General features: G+C 48.9%; 14 protein-coding genes. 7 read left to right on the top strand and 7 right to left on the bottom strand.

Annotated features, from left to right (window positions below):
- Positions 1-28 precede the first annotated feature (28 nt).
- Together ACRRNK_RS06650 and ACRRNK_RS06645 are read left to right on the top strand one after the other, a co-directional pair.
- Positions 29-796 carry an electron transfer flavoprotein subunit beta/FixA family protein gene (locus ACRRNK_RS06650; protein WP_433945980.1) on the top strand — a complete coding sequence of 256 codons (768 nt, stop codon included), beginning with the start codon at positions 29-31 and terminating at the stop codon, positions 794-796.
- Between the two features lie 149 nt (positions 797-945).
- Positions 946-1,920, top strand: a complete 975-nt coding sequence (locus tag ACRRNK_RS06645) for an electron transfer flavoprotein subunit alpha/FixB family protein (protein WP_433945979.1) — start codon at positions 946-948, stop codon at positions 1,918-1,920.
- An 80-nt stretch (positions 1,921-2,000) separates the two neighbouring features.
- Here ACRRNK_RS06645 and ACRRNK_RS06640 read toward each other — a convergent pair whose 3' ends face one another.
- Positions 2,001-3,125, bottom strand: coding sequence for a hypothetical protein (locus ACRRNK_RS06640; RefSeq protein WP_433945978.1), 1,125 nt, complete (start codon positions 3,123-3,125; stop codon positions 2,001-2,003).
- Between the two features lie 118 nt (positions 3,126-3,243).
- On the opposite strand from ACRRNK_RS06640, the gene ACRRNK_RS06635 reads away from it, so the two are divergent.
- The 4 genes from ACRRNK_RS06635 to ACRRNK_RS06620 all read left to right on the top strand — a co-directional run bounded on the left by ACRRNK_RS06635 (position 3,244) and on the right by ACRRNK_RS06620 (position 7,829).
- Positions 3,244-3,948 (top strand): response regulator transcription factor, encoded by a 705-nt coding sequence (locus ACRRNK_RS06635; protein ID WP_433945977.1) that lies wholly within the window; start codon positions 3,244-3,246, stop codon positions 3,946-3,948.
- Positions 3,945-4,925 (top strand): sensor histidine kinase, encoded by a 981-nt coding sequence (locus ACRRNK_RS06630; protein ID WP_433945976.1) that lies wholly within the window; start codon positions 3,945-3,947, stop codon positions 4,923-4,925. Before ACRRNK_RS06635 ends, ACRRNK_RS06630 begins: the two co-directional genes overlap by 4 nt.
- Positions 4,926-5,170: 245 nt before the next feature.
- On the top strand, positions 5,171-5,941 hold the full coding sequence (locus ACRRNK_RS06625; RefSeq protein WP_433945975.1) for an ABC transporter ATP-binding protein: 771 nt from the start codon (positions 5,171-5,173) through the stop codon (positions 5,939-5,941).
- Positions 5,916-7,829, top strand: coding sequence for an FtsX-like permease family protein (locus tag ACRRNK_RS06620; protein WP_433945974.1), 1,914 nt, complete (start codon positions 5,916-5,918; stop codon positions 7,827-7,829). Before ACRRNK_RS06625 ends, ACRRNK_RS06620 begins: the two co-directional genes overlap by 26 nt.
- Positions 7,830-7,968: 139 nt before the next feature.
- Here ACRRNK_RS06620 and ACRRNK_RS06615 read toward each other — a convergent pair whose 3' ends face one another.
- Both ACRRNK_RS06615 and ACRRNK_RS06610 read right to left on the bottom strand, forming a co-directional pair.
- On the bottom strand, positions 7,969-8,394 hold the full coding sequence (locus tag ACRRNK_RS06615) for a hypothetical protein (RefSeq protein ID WP_433945973.1): 426 nt from the start codon (positions 8,392-8,394) through the stop codon (positions 7,969-7,971).
- A gap of 11 nt (positions 8,395-8,405) precedes the next feature.
- Positions 8,406-8,849, bottom strand: a complete 444-nt coding sequence (locus tag ACRRNK_RS06610) for a zinc ribbon domain-containing protein (protein WP_433945972.1) — start codon at positions 8,847-8,849, stop codon at positions 8,406-8,408.
- Positions 8,850-9,029: 180 nt separating this feature from the next.
- Between ACRRNK_RS06610 and ACRRNK_RS06605 the strand changes: the two genes are divergently transcribed.
- A complete protein-coding gene (locus ACRRNK_RS06605) occupies positions 9,030-9,350 on the top strand; it encodes a hypothetical protein (protein WP_433945971.1) in 321 nt (106 codons plus the stop codon).
- 129 nt (positions 9,351-9,479) lie between these two features.
- On the opposite strand, the gene ACRRNK_RS06600 is transcribed toward ACRRNK_RS06605, so the two are convergent.
- From ACRRNK_RS06600 to ACRRNK_RS06585, 4 genes are all read right to left on the bottom strand, one after another.
- On the bottom strand, positions 9,480-9,956 hold the full coding sequence (locus ACRRNK_RS06600; RefSeq protein WP_433945970.1) for a disulfide oxidoreductase: 477 nt from the start codon (positions 9,954-9,956) through the stop codon (positions 9,480-9,482).
- A gap of 2 nt (positions 9,957-9,958) precedes the next feature.
- Positions 9,959-10,732, bottom strand: coding sequence for a DsbA family protein (locus tag ACRRNK_RS06595; protein ID WP_433945969.1), 774 nt, complete (start codon positions 10,730-10,732; stop codon positions 9,959-9,961).
- Between the two features lie 184 nt (positions 10,733-10,916).
- Positions 10,917-16,949, bottom strand: coding sequence for a WIAG-tail domain (locus ACRRNK_RS06590; protein ID WP_433945968.1), 6,033 nt, complete (start codon positions 16,947-16,949; stop codon positions 10,917-10,919).
- A 149-nt stretch (positions 16,950-17,098) separates the two neighbouring features.
- Positions 17,099-17,740, bottom strand: coding sequence for a 50S ribosomal protein L25 (locus ACRRNK_RS06585; RefSeq protein WP_433945967.1), 642 nt, complete (start codon positions 17,738-17,740; stop codon positions 17,099-17,101).
- Between the last annotated feature and the right edge of the window lie 286 nt (positions 17,741-18,026).

The following is an 18,026-nucleotide window of genomic DNA, read 5'->3' as shown; positions in this document are numbered from 1 at the left end:
TACCTAAATTTAGAGAGGAGTATGGAACATGAATATCTATGTACTGCTGAAGCAAACGTTCGATACCGAGGAGAGAATCGTGATTACGAATGGGGAAGTCTCGGATGACGGAGTGAAATACGTTATTAACCCGTATGATGAATATGCTGTGGAGGAAGCTCTGCGTCAGAAAGAGCAGCATGGCGGCACGATCACCGTCCTCTCAGCGGGTCCAGAGCGAACCGCCGAAGCACTCCGCACAGCCCTTGCGATGGGAGCCGATGAAGCCGTACTCATTACGGATGACCATATCGCCTCAGATGAGTACAGTGTATCCAAAGTGTTGGCTGCCTACCTCGGCAAGCATTCCCCTGATCTAATCCTAGGCGGGAACTTCTCCGTCGACAGCGGCGGAGGGCAAGTAGCCGTACGTATCGCTCAGCTGCTAGGAATTCCTCATGTCTCCTCGATTACAAAGCTTATGATCAGCGGCAAGACCGCTGAGGCTCAGCGGGACTCCGAAGGGGATACCGAGACGGTGGAGCTTTCGCTTCCGGCATTATTCACTGCTCAGCAGGGCCTTAACGATCCAAGGTATCCATCTCTTCCCGGGATTATGAAGGCGAAGAAGAAGCCTTTTCAGACATTAAGCCTGGCTGACCTGGGGATAAGTGAAACGGATATAACGCCGAAGACCCGGCGGCTGTCCCTTACCCTGCCTCCTGCCCGCAAGGCGGGTCAATTGATGAAGGGTGACATGGCTCAGCAGGCCGCCCAGCTTGTTCAGCTGCTTCGAACTGAAGCGAAGTTAATATAAATATGGATTGAACTAAAGACCAGAATGCGCGATTGATTGCCTGGATTAAATAGGAAACTGCCTGAATCCTTACGTTTGTTTTTTTAGTTCATCTTATAATTCATACTGCTGCGGTCCATAAGAATCCAATCCATGGGAGGTTAACGGATATGAGTCATTCGTACATGGTTGTTGCTGAGGTTCGTGCAGGAGCTTTACGCCAGGTTACCCTGGAAGCGCTTCATACCGTATCTTTAATCAAAGAAGAAGGCGATTTGACAGCTGCCATCCTGATCGGCTCGCAGATTACTCCGCTTGCCAGTGAGCTCGCCGAATATGTTGAAGGAGAAGTCCATGTGGTAGATCATCCGGACCTGGAGAATTATAATGCCGAGGCTTATTTTCAGGCTCTTACTCCCATTCTGAATAAGATTAACCCACACACGGTGGTGTTTGGACATACCGCAATCGGCCGCGATCTTGCTCCCATGGTGGCTGCTCATCTAGATGCGGGCCAAATTTCAGATATCACAGCAATTCAAGATACAGGCTCATCCGCTTCGTTCACCCGCCCTATATATGCGGGGAAGGCGTTTGAACAGAAGCAGTTCATTGAAGGTCCAAGGGTTATCAGCATTCGCCCCAACAATATTCCTGCAGCTGGGAAGGTCACAAGTCCCGCGGCTATTGTGGAGACCGAGTATTCACCTGCCGCTGATCTTCGGACCGTCATTAAAGACGTCATTCGTAAAACCTCTGGCAAGGTTGATCTCACTGAAGCCAAATTCGTCGTCTCAGGCGGACGCGGTGTGAAGAGCGCTGACGGCTTCAAGCCGCTCGAGGAGCTGGCCGATGTTCTGGGCGGAGCGGTCGGCGCTTCTCGCGGAGCCTGCGATGCCGGCTACTGCGATTATGCCCTGCAGATTGGCCAGACCGGGAAGGTCGTCACGCCAGAGATCTATATCGCCTGCGGCATCAGCGGTGCGATCCAGCACCTGGCCGGCATGAGCCAGTCCCGTGTTATTATTGCAATTAACAAGGACCCCGAAGCGCCTATATTCAAAGTTGCGGATTATGGTATCGTTGGAGATTTATTCGAGGTCGTGCCTCTTTTAACTAAGGAGTTCAGAAATGTGTTGGTGTAGGCAAGTTTCAGGTCCTGATAATCCAACTAGAAGAAGCAGCCGCCCAATAGGGGCTGGCTGCTTCTTCTAGTTCTAATCATTTAAAATATAGACACCCGGTTAATAAAGCTGTTCTCATCAGCAGAGTAGAACACTAACCCGCGGCTGCCCAGATTATAGACGACCTCATAATCCCCTTCTTCTTCATTAACGTACTCATCGCTAGGCTTACCTAGCCAATTCTTCACGTGAGACACGGTCAGATTCATCTTCTCCACATCCATTAGAAGCTCCGTAACCACCGAAGTATCACTTAGATCATGAATATAATCATTAAAACCTACGAAAGTCGTATTGTAATGGTAGTATCCGTGCCACTCACCATTGGACATGTCTTTCGGAGTCCCAAGCACACCGCGGACCTCTCTCGCCTTCATCCCAAGCTTAATTTTCGGATTACCGGGGAGTATCCCTTGGAGCGCCGATTTTTTAAGTGCCGCGAGGTAGGCCCGGTCACCCGTACCGGCTTGCTTCCAGCTGGAGGAATTACCGTAAGAAGAATCATGACGGCGTAAAGTCAGAGTCGGCAGATTGAGTGCGAACGTATCGAAGACGTACTTCCCTTTGGAATTGTCATATTGATTGGTCTGAATCTTCGCTCCCGGCAGTGAACGAATCCCGTTGATCCGGCTGGCCCCCCAAATCTGGTCATAGCGGTTCCCATCCTTATCCGCAAAAGTTAACACTTGAAGCTTGCCGGACTTCACAATAAAAGCTCTAAATAAATCAAAGTTGGATGTTCCGTAATCCATCATAATGAACATATCCGGTGAATTTTTATCCGCACGTTTCAATATGTAATCGCGTTTGTCCGGCAGTACGAGTATTGATAATTTCAGATCTACCGGCTGTACTACTGCATATTTGTCGCCTTTCTTCATCAGGGCTGCCTGGAATGTGCCGCTGTAGCTTACTTGTCCTTTCCGGAAGCCTGTATAGTGATCATCTTCCTTAATTTTGCCTACTTTCTCGTTGGAAGCAAATATGTATAACGTATACAAATTATTTTTGTCATCGTAAATGGGAAGTGATAACCGGCTGATCTTCTGAATTTTGGCGCTAGCGATCTTTGATCCTGCTGCCGGACTGGAAGCTCCATATGCGGTCGGAATGATCAGGGTGAATAACAGCAGTAGAACGGTAAAAGAACGGGTAAATGAGTTCATCTGTTTCTCCTTCGTGTATAATGTGGGTATGATTTACATTACCTGTATCTTATTATCGGTTATTCGCGCGAACAGATTTAGTTCCTACGCAACTCTCAGTTATTAAAAGGAGATTTCGATGTACACCATTATGATTGTGGAAGATGATCCGAAGATTGCACATCTCTTAAAGTCTCATATAGAGAAATATGGGGACCGGGCTGAAGCTATCGGTGATTTTGACCAAGTGTTAGATCAATTTAGACAATTAGAGCCTCACATCGTACTAATGGATATCAATCTGCCCAGCTTTGATGGATATTACTGGTGTCGCCAGATTCGGACGGTGTCTACCTGCCCGATTATCTTTATCTCTGCGCGAAGTGGAGAAATGGATCAGGTAAGAGCACTGGAGAACGGGGCGGATGATTATATACCGAAGCCTTTTCACTATGAAGTCGTGATGGCCAAGATCCGCAGCCAGCTGAGGCGGGTATATGGAGATTATGCCGCCAAGATGGAGGAGCGTACGGTGTCCCGTTCCGGACTTATTCTATATCCCGAGAGAATGGAGCTGAAGCTTGGGGACCGTGTCGTGACTTTAACGAAGAAAGAGACGGTCCTGATCGAAGCGCTGCTCGAACTAAGCCCTAGATCCATCAGCCGCACCAAGATTCTGGATAAGCTGTGGGATGATTCGTTCGTCGACGACAACACACTGAGCGTTAATATCACCAGGGTGCGCAAAAAGCTGGCTGATCTGGGCATCGAGGATGCCCTTGAGACGATGCGTGGAGTTGGTTATCGCCTTAATGTTACCTGGAAGGATGAAGACTGTTCATGAAGCTGTTCATACGCGAGCATATTCCGCTCCTCTTGTTCGGGATCGCCCAGCAGCTTCTGGTTCTGCTAGTCTACTGGTACGATGGCTATAATCACCCCCTGACTGCTCTGTATGCCTGTTTCCTTAGCCTCTGCCTGTTTGCCGTTTATCTTGGGTACAGATACTATACCCATCGGCTTCTGTATAAGCGGCTGACCTATCCACCAGCAACACTTAAAGATTCGATCCAAGATAGCGATACTGCCCCGTTATCCTCAGCTGTCAGCAAGCTGCTGGATACTCAGTTCAGACATTATCAAGACCAGCTTACAAGATATGAAAAGCATCAGCAGGAGCATCTGGTCTTCATGAATCAATGGGTGCACCAGATGAAGACTCCCCTCTCCGTAATCGAGCTGATCACTCAGGAAGAAGAGCATCCCCATTTTGAGAATATCGCCGAGGAGGCCGACAGGATCAGGCGCGGGCTTGAGATGGTGTTATACATGGCGAGGCTTGAGACGTTCGAGCAGGATTTTCATATAGACAAGACCCGTCTTCGGGAGATCGTTCAAGATGTCATTCACGAGAACAAGCTGTACTTTATTCGCAGCAGTGTCTATCCAGATAATCAAATACCTGACCAATATACAGCTCAGACTGATGCCAAGTGGCTTCGGTTCATGCTGCAGCAGCTCGTCTCTAATGCAATTAAATACTCGGCAGGAAGTCGCAGTACGGTAACCTTCACTGCCTTTCGCCATGAGAATGCCTTGAGTCTTGAAATTCGCGATGCGGGAATTGGAATTCCGAAGTCCGATATTCCCCGCGTCTTCCGCCCTTTCTTCACCGGGGAGAACGGCAGAACTCACAAGGAATCTACCGGCATGGGATTGTACTTGGTCAAAGAAGTCGCTGATCGACTAGGTCATGAAATTGAACTGGAATCCGTTCCGTCCCGCGGCACAACCGTACGCATTCGATTTCCAAATGCTTAATGCCAAATAACCCCCATTCCTGTGAATGCGGGTTATTTGCTGTTTTTCAATACCAGTCTCGATCCTATCTTACAACTTTGTCAGCTTTCTGAAAGATTGATCAATAGGACAATGAACCGCTGTGCTTTACTCTTGGAACAGGGATGGGCCGCAGCCCTGTAACTATTTTGGCGAACAGAGCGTTATCTCTAAGACTCCACCCATCTCTAATCGCGGATTACCTATTGAAAGGGGTATGAACAATTATGGAAATATTGAAAGTGAATAATCTCAGTAAAATATACAAGGGTGCCGTATCCTACGAAGCGTTATCCAAGATTCAATTGTCTGTCAGCCAAGGTGAATTTGTCGGCATTATGGGGCCTTCAGGCAGCGGCAAGACCACGCTGCTGAATCTGGTCTCTACCATTGATTCTCCCACCTCGGGCGAGGTGCTCATTAACGGCAGCAATCCGCATACGCTCTCCGCCGATCAGCTTGCTGTCTTCCGGCGCAGGGAACTCGGATTTGTATTCCAGTCTTTCAATCTTCTACATACGTTGACAGTCAAGGAGAATATTCTCCTTCCTCTTGCACTGGACGGAATAAACCTGAAAGAAATGAACTCTCGCCTAGCACAGCTGTCAGAGAAGCTGGGCATTACTTCGATTCTAGACAAGCGTACCTATGAGATCTCGGGAGGTCAGGCCCAGCGGACGGCGATTGCCCGCGCACTGATACATGAGCCCAAGCTGGTGCTTGCGGACGAACCTACAGGGAACCTGGATTCCAAGGCAGCTCGTGATGTCATGGAGATTATGGAGAAGCGAAATAAAGAGGATGGTACTACCATGATGCTGGTCACCCATGACCCGGTAGCGGCCAGCTATTGCAATAGAGTTGTTTTCATCAAAGATGGACAGCTGTACAATGAAATCCATTATGGGGACAACCGCAGGGCCTTTTACCAGAAAATCATTAATGTTCTGTCGCTTATGGGAGGGAATGCTGATGAATTTCAGACAATTCGCGTTTAACAATGTCCTCCGTAATAAAAGGACCTATATTGCGCACTTTCTAAGCAGTGCTTTTGCGGTTATGATCTTCTTCACCTATGCGCTGCTTCTCTTCCATCCGGATCTCCAGGGTGAGCTGGCATCCACAAGCAGTACAATGAGTATGCTTGCAAGTATGGGGATGAGAATCTCACAGTATATTGTCTTCATCTTCTCTTTCTTCTTCCTGCTGTATTCGGTCAGTGCCTTTCTGAAGCTGCGCAAGCGGGAGTTCGGTATTCTGATGCTGCTAGGCATGTCGCGTAAGCAGCTGCATAAGCTGCTGTTCATCGAGAACATTCTGATCGGCTTTGGCTCCATTGTCGCAGGGATCGGAACAGGTCTAATTTTCTCCAAGCTCATTCTGCTGGTCTGTGCGAACTTGCTGGCGATTGAACGAGGACTTCGGTTCTATATTCCGCTAAAGGCCATCTGGCTGACCGCTGCCGCGTTCGCTGCGATGTTCGTGGTCATCGCGCTTTTCACTTCCCTGATGGTACGCAAGGCCCTGCTGGTAGAGCTGATCAAATCCTCCGACAAGCCGAAGCCCGAGCCGAAGGCATCCTGGCTGCTTGCTCTTCTTGCCGTGCTTCTGATTGCCGCGGGATATGGATGCGTATTTTATTTTGTACTCATGCAGGTCTTCAATTTAGGCCTTCTCGTTGCTGGTGTCGGACTCGTTATCCTGGGAACCTACTTCCTCTTCACGCAGCTGAGTGTATATGTCATTCGAATGCTGAAGAGAAATCAAGGTCTGTTCTTCCGACGTACTAACCTGCTGACCTTCTCGGAGCTGACCTACCGGATGAAAGACAATGCGATTATGTTCTTCATGGTCTCGATTATTTCTGCGGTTGCCTTCACCGGCATTGGAACTTGTCTGGCGATCGGGGCACCCGGTCTTGCCGAAATGACGAACCCATACTCGTTCAGCTACTCCTCTTATTCAGGGAATACCAAAGAACAAGAGCACATCCAGCTGATCCAGCAGGAGCTGACCAAGAACAATTTCACTTACCAGATGGGTACCATCTCACCCAGCAATTCAGATAATGGTCTAACTTTGATCAAGCTAAGCGATTACAACAGCCTGGCGAAGGCGCTGGGCAAGCCTCCCGAGCAGCTGCAGGATCAGGAGATCATTCTCGCGCCATCTTCGGTAATGGAGGCCAAGTCTTATAAGCGAGAGGGAATACCTAGTACACACGCCCAAGTGATCTGGGGTGAATATAAAGGGACATTTAAGCTCAAAAAAGCGCTGGATTATGTCCTTCTTCCACACTCGTGGCATTTGTACATTGTTACGGATAAAGCTTTTGATACGATCTTTGCCAAGCAACTCAAGGAAAATGTCAACAAAACCTATCATTTTGTCGTGAAGGACTGGCAAAAGAGCCGTGAAGTCTCAGATCAATTGAAGAAATTAATTCCACAAGACCCTGGGCACTACACTTTGTTATCTCTGGTGGATAGCTGGATTGAATCCAGACAGATCAATGGCATACTGTTCATCTTAAGCGGACTTGTAGGCGTCGTCTTCTTCACCTTCGCTGCCAGCTTCATCTACTTCCGTCTATATGCCGACTCGGAAAGGGATGAGCAGCAATACAAAATGATTGCCAAAGTTGGTCTCAGCCGGAGGGAACTCAACAAGACCGTAACCCAGCAGCTGAGCCTGATGTTCTTCCTGCCCATTGTGCTCGCGATGATTCACAGCGCCGTAGCTATGGCAGCCCTTCAGCAGCTGATCACCTACTCGGTCTTTCAATATGCGCTTGCAATATTTGCCTCATTCTTGTTCATTCAGATAGTCTACTTCCTCATTACACGCTCACGTTATCTAAGACAACTGTATCGGAAGCTGGTGTAGTTAAGCAGCGATGAGATCAGCGCTCGCTCCCAGAGTGTTTCGAACACAAACCGAACTCCTTAACTAAAATCAAGGGCCGCCCTACAAGATCTAAGATCTTGTGGAGCGGCCCCTGTCCAATGAATCTGGTCACCTCGGCTTACAGAGTACCCGATTTGTCCGCATGAGCAGAAGCGGTATATTTGAATACAAAGTATCCAAGTAGAGCGTATACGGCAGTCGGGATTAAATTTGAGAGCGAGATATGGGTAAACGGGAAAATGATTAACACGGCTTCAAGCCATAACGCGTAAGGCAGGTATTTAATGTTCCCGGAAGTCAGTGTCAGCCAGGCTCCGAGAAGAAATGCCTGATGGGCCAGTGCCCATAAAGGAATAGTAAAGAATAACGTATAAAGCCCCGCAGAACTTTGATAAGGAAGAATCAGATCCAGAATCTCATACAGAAATCCAACTCCCAATCCACCGAATAATAGCTGCATGTCATATTTCCTTAATTGACGATACCACCCGAATGATTCAAACCACTTGCGAAGCTCTTGTAACACTACCGAAAATTGCTGCAAAATTGTTCCCCCTAACGATTGGATTGATCTGGCAGGGATTGTCTGCCTTCTTGAATCTCTTCTTTGGAATCCGTCCCATATTCTACTGTACTGTTATGCTTCACTTCATATGTATGTCCGCAGTGATTACAGAACTTGGCCTCGATATTGTTCGTTGCCCCGCATGCCTTGCAGGTCTTGGAGTCATTGATATTCGCTATATGCAGCAGGTTCTGCTCGATTGCAAGCTGAAGCTCTTGAATACGCAGAGTATGACTGGTTACCTGCTCCTTGGAAATAGGCCAAGTCCCCTGTTCCATGGATTCAAATACAATTCTGCCCATCGCCTCATACTGCCCGGCGATTTCATTCTGCATCGAATTGTTCTGCATCTTCAGGCGGTTGATCTCGACCACGTTCTTAGCCTTATTGCCCGCTTCCGCTACACCAGCCTTAAATTTATCCAAAAAACTCAAGTTTTCTTCCTCCCTATTTTTACGAGTTAAACAACTATTCGACATAAGTCCCTCAAATCCTTCCAGTATCGGCATGATTAGACTATTTCAACGGAATCCCCCTCCATGAAAATCCAGATGAACCTTGCTATAATGAAGGCTGAGCGGATTGAACTTCATAGCAGATAGGAATGAAATGAAATGGCCTTTGGTGTTAGCAGACAAGAGCTTAACGACTGGAAAGATCAAGTCAGACGCGGTGAAATTGCATACCTTACCCATTATTGGCTTGAGCCAAAGTGGCCGGGTATAACGACCGTTACCAAAGTGGGCTGCTCGGATCTGCAGAAGCTCACAGCCTGGTGCAGAGAACGTGGTCTTAATCCCAAATATATTCATCAGCGCCAGCCTTATCCCCATTATGATCTTATCGGCCTGAAGCAAGTGGCCATTCTGAAGCAGGAACAGCTGTGGGATCAAATCGAACGCTTCAAGCTGCTTGAACAAACGCCGCCTTTTTAAACTTATATACCTGAAACAAATATTACCTGATAGACTGGCGTGTGAAATACTTCTGGAGAGTAACTTCCTGTTTGAACAAGAAAGAGAGCCCGCAGGCTCTCTTTTTGATTTGCATTCAGCTATTTTGATTTAGTCTTGCTCGGTAAGCTCGTATTCCAACTCATTCTCTTCTTCATTCTGCTTACCGCGTCCCAAGATCAGGAACACAGTTATTAAAATGAATGCTACCAGTGCCATTAATGGGATCGTGATGAAACCGAACCAATCGAGATAGTCCACATTACAGGGAACTCCCACCCGGCATGGTGCGATTGCGGAGAAGCCCGGGATTTTCTGGTCGGCATAGTGAAACAGTGAGATACAGCCTCCAATAATATTAAGAGGCAGCAGATAGCGGATGATATTCCGATCATCACGATAAGCTGCGATCCCCAGAAGAATCACCTGCGGATACATGAATATACGTTGGAACCAGCACAGGCGGCACGGTTCAAACAGCATGACTTCACTTAAGTACAGACTGCCTGCGGTTGCAACGATAGACACTAACCAAGCCAGATATAAGGCATATTCACGGATTATGGAGCGTGCCGGCTGACTGCTCATGGTTACTCACCCTTTAACGCTTTTTCAATATCTTGCTTAAGGCTGCCATAGTCCAAATAATGACCGGTGTATTGAGTATTGTTAACGTATACTGTAGGTGAAGATTGAATATTTAATTCGTTTGTCTTTGCATTATGCTTGTCCACTTCATCTTGGTACACTTTATTGTCGATATCCTGCTGAAGCTTATTGTAATCAATCTGCAGATTCTCTTTCTTGGCTAATTCCACAAGGTAGGCAGGTGTAATCCGGCCGCTATTCTCGGCCCCCTGCTCGCGGTAGAGCGCCTCATAGTATTTCCAGAATGCCTCGTTGCTTTGATGATATACAGCTTGGGCAGCCAGCGCAGCCAGATTGGATTCATCTCCGATGAAGGAGAAGTTCATAAAGTAGAAGGATACCAGACCTTTGTCGATGTAATCCTTAACCAGCTGAGGCTTAACAGTTTCGGTGAATTGCTTACATGCTGGACATTGGTAATCTCCAAATTCAACAACCTTCACCTTGGCTTCCTTGTTCCCTAATACTGGGAGGGTATCGTAAGGGAAATTGGGATTAATAACCTTGCTGGACGAATTAGGGTTATCACCTGAAGTGGAAGAGTTTGGTTTGATGCTGAATACAACGATTATCAAAATTAAGAGAACGGCCACAGATGTGAACCAGATGAAACGCTTCATTCTTTGTTTCTGTAGCTGTTCTTCCCGTTTACGCTGTGACAGTGCCGTAGTTTTCTTCTTAGGCTGCAGTGTAATCCCCTCTTTCTCTATTAACATACTGCCACAAATTCTAGTTAGTAAATAACGTTTCGTCAAGAGCTATGGCTCACTAAATTGACTTCATATTTTCTGCCGATCTTGAAGTAGGAACTGAGCATGAAAAAAAGGCCTACCCCAGGCCGACTTGCGGCAGTATACGGGGTAGCCCTACAATTGTGACAATTTCTAAAATTCATTCAAGTTATACATTGCCCAAGCTTCCGATTGCAATCCAGGTAACGAAACCGTAAGTTTGTGCCCCGTCCGTTTGCCGAGTCAGCTCAATAACGGCTGATTCCTCAGAACGGGACTTTAGCGACGCATAAATGGAAGGCTGATTCGTCATCGCCACCAAGGTATAATTCTGGTCTCCGAAGGGCTCCTCGAACTTAATCGTTAGCTCCGCTTGATTCTCTTGCCCTTGAAGCAAGAAGACCGACATCCCAAACTGCTGAAACGCATGAATGCCTTTCCGGCTTTGTATTGGTGTAACGGATAACTGATCCAATCCGATCACTCCAGGTTCCAAATGCCTAGCCGTTACCGCCCCATCCGCAAGGTGATGCGACTGTATACTTTCCTCGGCTAAGTGATAGCTTTGAATGGATACCGGCTTAATGTGATCTGCACTTACCGAATCATTTTGAAGAACCTCTTCATCTACACTGCCATTATTCAAATGCTCCCGGGAAATGCTGGCTTCTCCAAGATGTGTCCCCTGTATTCCCCCTTCAGGAAGCAGACCGCCAGACAGCAGGTCCTTGGATAAATGTGCTTTATTAATAATACCGCGCTGGATGTGTCCCGAGGCTACCGCTTCTTTGGCGATATGCCTGCTGTCGACACTATTGGCCGCAAGCTGCTTGGATTGAACCGCACCAGCTGAAAGTTTCTCCGAGCTGATCGAACCGTTCTGAAGCGCATTACCGGAAATGGTCTGTGTGCCTAGATGATGTCCCTTAATAGAACCGGACTGCAAATGTTCAGGTCCGATTGATTCTGGAGCCAGATGATACGCCTGAATCGCGCTTCTGGATATTTTCTCAGAACCAATCGACTCATCCTGCAATGAAGGTCCAGCTATGGCTCCCTCGGCCAAATGATATTCCTGAACAGCTCCAGCTTGCAAATGGCCGGTGCCTACGGAATTGGCCGCAATATGACGGGATTGCACAGATTCCTCGCCCAGTGACGCCTCAAGAACGCTTCCTTCCGATAAATGAACCGGCAGTATGGCCCCATCGGTAATTTGAGATGAGCTCACACTTCCATGTGCCAGATGCCTTGCCTCTACAGACTCATCAGCCAACTTCTCGGACGTAATCACTCCATCACGAATCGCATCGCCAGAGACAGCCTGTGACGCCAGATGTACATCCTGCACAGCGCCGAAGTTAATATGTTCCGAATGAATGGAAGCCAGATCAATGTTGGCTGATTTCACAGCACGCCCTGCAATTAATTCCGAATGAATAAGGCCCGGGGAGAGATGATGCGACTGAATCGTCTCTTCAGCGATCTTGGATGAGATGACACTTCCTTCAACTAGATGCCGGGCACTGACAGAATCCTCAGACAGTTTCTCCGAAGTGACTGCACCATCTTCCAAGATCGGCCCAGAGATCGTGCCTGCCACAAAATGTCTAGCTTCTATCGCGCCGGAAGCGATATGTCCGGAGACAATTGAACTCTCAGCCACATGCTCGGGATGAATGATGCCGGACTGGAGATGATCTGCAGCTACTGTGCCTGCTGCTAAATGTCTGGCTTCTATCGCGCCGGATGCGATATGTCCGGAGGAAATTGAGCTCTCAGCCACATGCTCCGGATGAATGATGCCTGACTGTAGATGATCTGTAGCTACTGTGCCTGCTGCTAAATGTCTAGCTTCTATCGCACCGGAAGCGATATGTCCGGAGGCTATTGAACCTTCTGCCACATGGTCCGGATGAATAATGCCTGACTGGAGATGATCTGCAGCTACTGTGCCTGCCGCTAAATGTCTAGCTTCTATCGCACCGGAAGCGATATGTCCGGAGGCTATTGAACCTTCTGCCACATGCTCCGGATGAATGATGCCAGGCTGTAGATGATCTGTTGCTACCGTGCCTGCCGCTAAATGTCTGGCTTCTATCGCACCGGAAGCGATATGTCCGGAGGCTATTGAACCTTCTGCCACATGGTCCGGATAGATGATGCCTGACTGTAGATGATGAGAACCTACCGTACCCGCCGCGAGATGCCGAGCCTGGATGATCCCAGATGCCAGATGGCCTGCGCCAATAGCTTCAGAAGATATATGCTCTGACTGAACTGTGCCTTCCTTCAGTTGATCGGAATGGATGGAGCCTGGCGACAAATGCCGGGTCTGCACACTTCCTGGAGCCAGCTTGGAGGAAGTCACACTTTCCTCAGCCAGATGCTGTGATTGAATAGCTTCCTGTGCAATCTTTGCAGAGATGATCGTCCCCTCTTCGAGGATAGATCCGGATATAGCTTCAGAAGCAAGGTGCTTGGCACTGATCGCTCCCTCTGCGATATGATCCGATCTCACAGAGCCTTCTGCAAGATGCCCGGCATGAATCGATTCAGATCTAAGATGATCAGTGCCTATCGAGCCAGCCGCGATATGTCTGGATTGAACCGCGCCTGAAGCAAGGTGAGAAGAGTTCAGAGATTCTGTACGGATATGCTCGGCATGTACGGCTTCCTTGGCCAGAAGTCCCGAATGAATCAGGCCTTCAGCCATATGCTCTGACTGAACGCTCCCTGCTGCCAGCTTGATTGAGGTGACGCTGCCTTCCGCGAGATGAGGGGTACCGACCGCACCGGGAGCAATTTTATCAGAGCCAACTCCCCCATCCATCAGCGAAGCACCCGTGATCGATCCTGTGGCAAGATGTCTGAGCTGAACGGCTCCCTCTGCGATGTGCTCGGCCCCTATAGCCCCATCAGCCACATGCCCAGACTGTACAGCACCCGTTCTAATATGGCTGGAGCCGACCGACTCTTCTGCAAGATGCTTGGACTGAATCGTCTGGGGAGCCAAATGATTAGGCCCAAGGGATTCAGGAGCAACATGCTCAGCATGAACTGCACCTTCTGCCAATAGACTGGACTGAATTATGCCAGCTTGCAGATGATATCCTCTTACGCTTCCTGTAGCGAGTTTCGAAGAAGTCACGCTGCCTTCCGCAAGATGGAAGGTGTGAATGGCTTCTCCAGCAATCTTCTCCGACCGTACAGCCCCATTCTCCAAGGCTGAGCCTGTGATCGCTTCTGAGGCTATATGCCTGGATTGAATTGCGCTTGAGGCAATGTGACTTGTGCCTACAGCTCCTTCATAGATATGATCCCCCTGAATGGCGCCTGTCTTGATATGCCCGGAGCCGACCAAGTCTTCGGTAAGATGTCTGGACGTTACAGAACCGGGTCTCAAGTGAATGAAACCTATTGATTCTGGAGCAATATGTTCAGCATGGACAGCACCTTCCGCCAGGAAACTGGACAGAATAAGCCCATTAGTCAAATGATGGGACTGCACGGTGCTTGAGGCTAACTTTGTTGAAGTTACACTGCCATCGGCAAGATGAACGGACTTAACTGCTTCTTCAGCAATCTTCTCCGAGCTGATAGCATCGTTCTCTAAGCTGGAACCAGACAGGGTTCCGGCCGCTACATGCCTTCCGTGAACAGCTCCGGGAGCAATCTGCCCAGCGCCTACCGAGGCTTCCCCCAAGTGATTAGACTGTACTGAACCAGCAGCGAGATGAGCTGAGCTTACTGCTCCTTCCGCAATGTGCCGTGATCCTATCGCACCTGAAATAATGTGGCCTGAGTGCAAGGCTTCATTTGCGATATGGTCCGTGTGTACCGCTCCTTGGGCCAGCAAGTCGGACTGGATAAGTCCTGTGGACAAATGATGAGACTGTACACTTCCTGAAGCGATCTTGGAAGAGGTTACGAGCCCCTCTGCCAAGTGCTGAGTATTGATTGCGGCTTCGGCAATCTTATCCCCGGTAACCGATTCCTGTGCCAATGCTGACTCTGTTACTGCCTTCTCAGCAAGGTGACGACTGAGGATAGATCCGCTCACAAGATGCTTTGACCCCAAGGATTCCGGCACAATATGTCTGGAATGCACCGAATTCCCAGCTAGCGCATCCTCGCCTACTGCACCGTCTGCCAGGTGAGCAGACAAGATCGCTCCAGGCAATATCTTGGAGGAAGTTACGCTGCCCTCCGCGAGCTTCCCGGTTGTGACTGCCAAATCATTGATTTTGTCCGTGGATACACTCTCCGGCGAAAGCTTCAGAGAAGTCACAGCATGATTCTGAAGATGATGCTGGAATACGGAACCCGCTTCCAGGTGATGATCTTTAATAGCCCCGGAGTCAATGATCTCACTGGTTACAGCCCGGTGCTGCAGAGCTGCAGTTCCAATAGAAGCTTTCTTCAGATGCTCGGACCGGATAGCCCCCTGCTCTATGTGCTCGGACCCGACAGCTCCTTCTTGAATCGCACTGCTGTTCACGCTATTCTCTGCCAAGTGAGCCTCATGAATGGCTTCGAATGCAATATGCTCGGAGGTTATGCTTTTACCGCTCACGGCCGCTCCGGTTACAGCGCCCTGTGCAATCTTGTCAGCGGTCACGCTGCCCTCAGCCAGCTTAGCCTCCGTAATGCTTCCCGGCTGGATGTGCCGCTCAGCAACGGATTCTTGGGCGAGATGAGACTCGAGCACCGCTTTTGCAGCTATTTTACCGCTGATTATGGCACCCTCATGAATATGACGCTCATGAATAGAATCATCGGCAATGTGGCTTTCCCGGAGGGAGCCTGACTGAATGTGCTCGGACCCAACCGCACCAGGTGCCAGCTGGGGACTATGAATGGTTGCTTTTCCAATATGCCGGGTGATTACCGCTTCGTCAGCTATTTTGTGAGGGAGAATACTTTGGTCCGCAATCTTGGAGGACGTCACAGCCTGCTCCACAATCTGTGCAGTTCCTACAGACTGATCCGCCAGTTTGGTAGAGATAATGCTTCGATCTGCAATGTGTCGGCTTTCAATTTCTCCGGAGCCGATCTGCTCCTCTCCTATACTTCCAGCCGCAAAATGCTTTCGTACCAAGGCTTCAGGCGCAATGTGGCGGGATTCGATGGACTGCTCTTTAATATGACGGCCAAGAACAGCGTCTTCTTCCAGCTCTGCAGCCCCTACACTGCCGGGTGCAAGCAGACCGCTTGCACTGATTCCTGACGCCAAATGATCAGAGGTGATCGTATTCAGGGCAATATGTTTTGCTTCGATACTGCGTTCCGCAAGCTTGGAGCCAGTGACTGCTCCGTCCTGAAGCTTGGACTCTGTTACAGAACGCTCACTCAGCTTAGAGGTATCAATAATCCCATTTGACAGGTTAATGGATTGAATCGAGCCGCTTCGGATCTTCTCCGAAGTTACTGCCTGGTCCTGCAATAGCTCCGTAGTGATAAGTCCTCCGCTTAAATGCCGGCTTCCAATCGAGCCATCAGCTAATTTATCAGCACTGATTACTTTATCCGCCAGCTTATCTGCAGAGATGCTTCCGTCCTGGATTTTCTCTCCGCTGAGGGTTCCATACGCAATCTTCTGTCCTTGAATCGAGCTGTCTATGAAATGCTCACCTGTTAATGAATGCGGAGCAACCTTAGAACCGGTAACAGCACCTTCCGCAATATTAAGGCTGGTTACCGCATAATCGGACAACCAGGCGGTACCAATGGAGCCATACTTGATCTTGGTAGAATCTATGGTGTAGGGAGCGATTTTCTCTCCAGTCACTGCGGCATCCGAAATATCATCTGTATAGACGACAGGGTGCCGGACCGTGGACCAGGACTCCGCGGAGCCGCCGGAGAGTCCGGATTGCGAAGGCTGCTCCTTCACAGGCGGCGGGCTCTGAATCTTCGCATCTACACTTGGAAGCGCAGCTTCCTTCGGAGTCACCGCTTCCTTCTGAGTTACTGCTTCCTCCTGGGTCACAGCCTTCTCTTCTACAGGCAGGGGCTGAGACTGAGGCTTCTCTTCCACAGGCGCCAAGGCCTGTGACAGATGCACCTCGCTCTCCTGCTTCTCCATCTTGCTTCTGGCCCTAGCTTTCTCAAGCAGATCCATCTCATCGAACTCGGGGTTCTCTTCCCGGTAACTGAGCTGTCTGCTTCTGACCGGTTTGGTGACTTTCCCTTTCTTCAAGCCGATCTCTCCTTCCTGGGTGCTTTCGTCTGCGATATCATATGCAGCAGTGTAGGCACTTGTCACTTTCCTTCAAGCACCAGCACCAAAAAGGACCAGAGCACTCTCGCTCCGGTCCTTCAATTCACTCGGTATAAGATTAGGCTAACTTAAGCCTCGTCACTCTTATTGTCAGTCTCAGCTGCATCAGCACCTTCAGCCGCGGCGTCTGCTCCTTCTTCCGTCGCCTCAAGTGCCGCACGAGGAAGAACGATCGAGGCTAGGAGCGCATCCTCGGAAGTAATCAAGCTAACACCCGCCGGAAGCTTCACTTCCGCTGCAGTCAGCTTGTCCCCTGTTCCAAGTCCGGTAACATCGATATCAATCCCTGCCGGAAGTGAATCCGGAAGCCCTTCTACCTCAAGCTCTGTCTCTTGAGTCTGAAGAATACCGCCTGTTTTGGTTCCTTCAGGTGTACCATTATAATGGATTGGCACTTTAACCCGGATCGGTTTGTTCTTCGATACATGCTGAAAGTCAACATGAACCACTTTCCCGCCCCGCTGCTGAACATCTTTAATCAAGGCTGGAAAGCTTTCTCCATCTGCAATCGAGAGCTCAAAAAATTCTGATCGGCCTGTGCGTGCCACTTTCAGCAGGTCTTTAGCATCCACATGCAGCGATATGTTGCCAATTTGGGAGCCATAGACCACACCCGGGATTCGACCCTTCTCTCTTAATTGACGCAAAGAGCTATTGGATAAATTTGCTCTCTTCTCAGCATTAAGCTTAACATTATGTTCTGCACTCATTCTTCACGACCTCCTCAAAGTTTGGCGAAGCCTAAAGCCACGCAGATCACTCTTAAATGTTCTCAGTCAGCCCGCCGTCCGATTCAATATTGCCAAATTTTCGGCACCTCAAACTGGCACAGCTAGGGCCATATCATTTATTTACCCAAAAATGAAGTAAAGCTTTCACTTTCTGGGTAAAAAATAGTTCTAGAGGTCATTCCACTTTACATTCCTTTATAAATTTTACAGAGATTTTACAAAAGTCATCTTTTATCTTGGTAACATAGGAGTACAATGAAGGAAT

The sequence above is a fragment of the Paenibacillus sp. SN-8-1 genome, assembly GCF_050995535.1.
GTDB lineage: Bacteria > Bacillota > Bacilli > Paenibacillales > Paenibacillaceae > Fontibacillus.
This window is presented reverse-complemented; position numbering and strand designations above follow the sequence as displayed.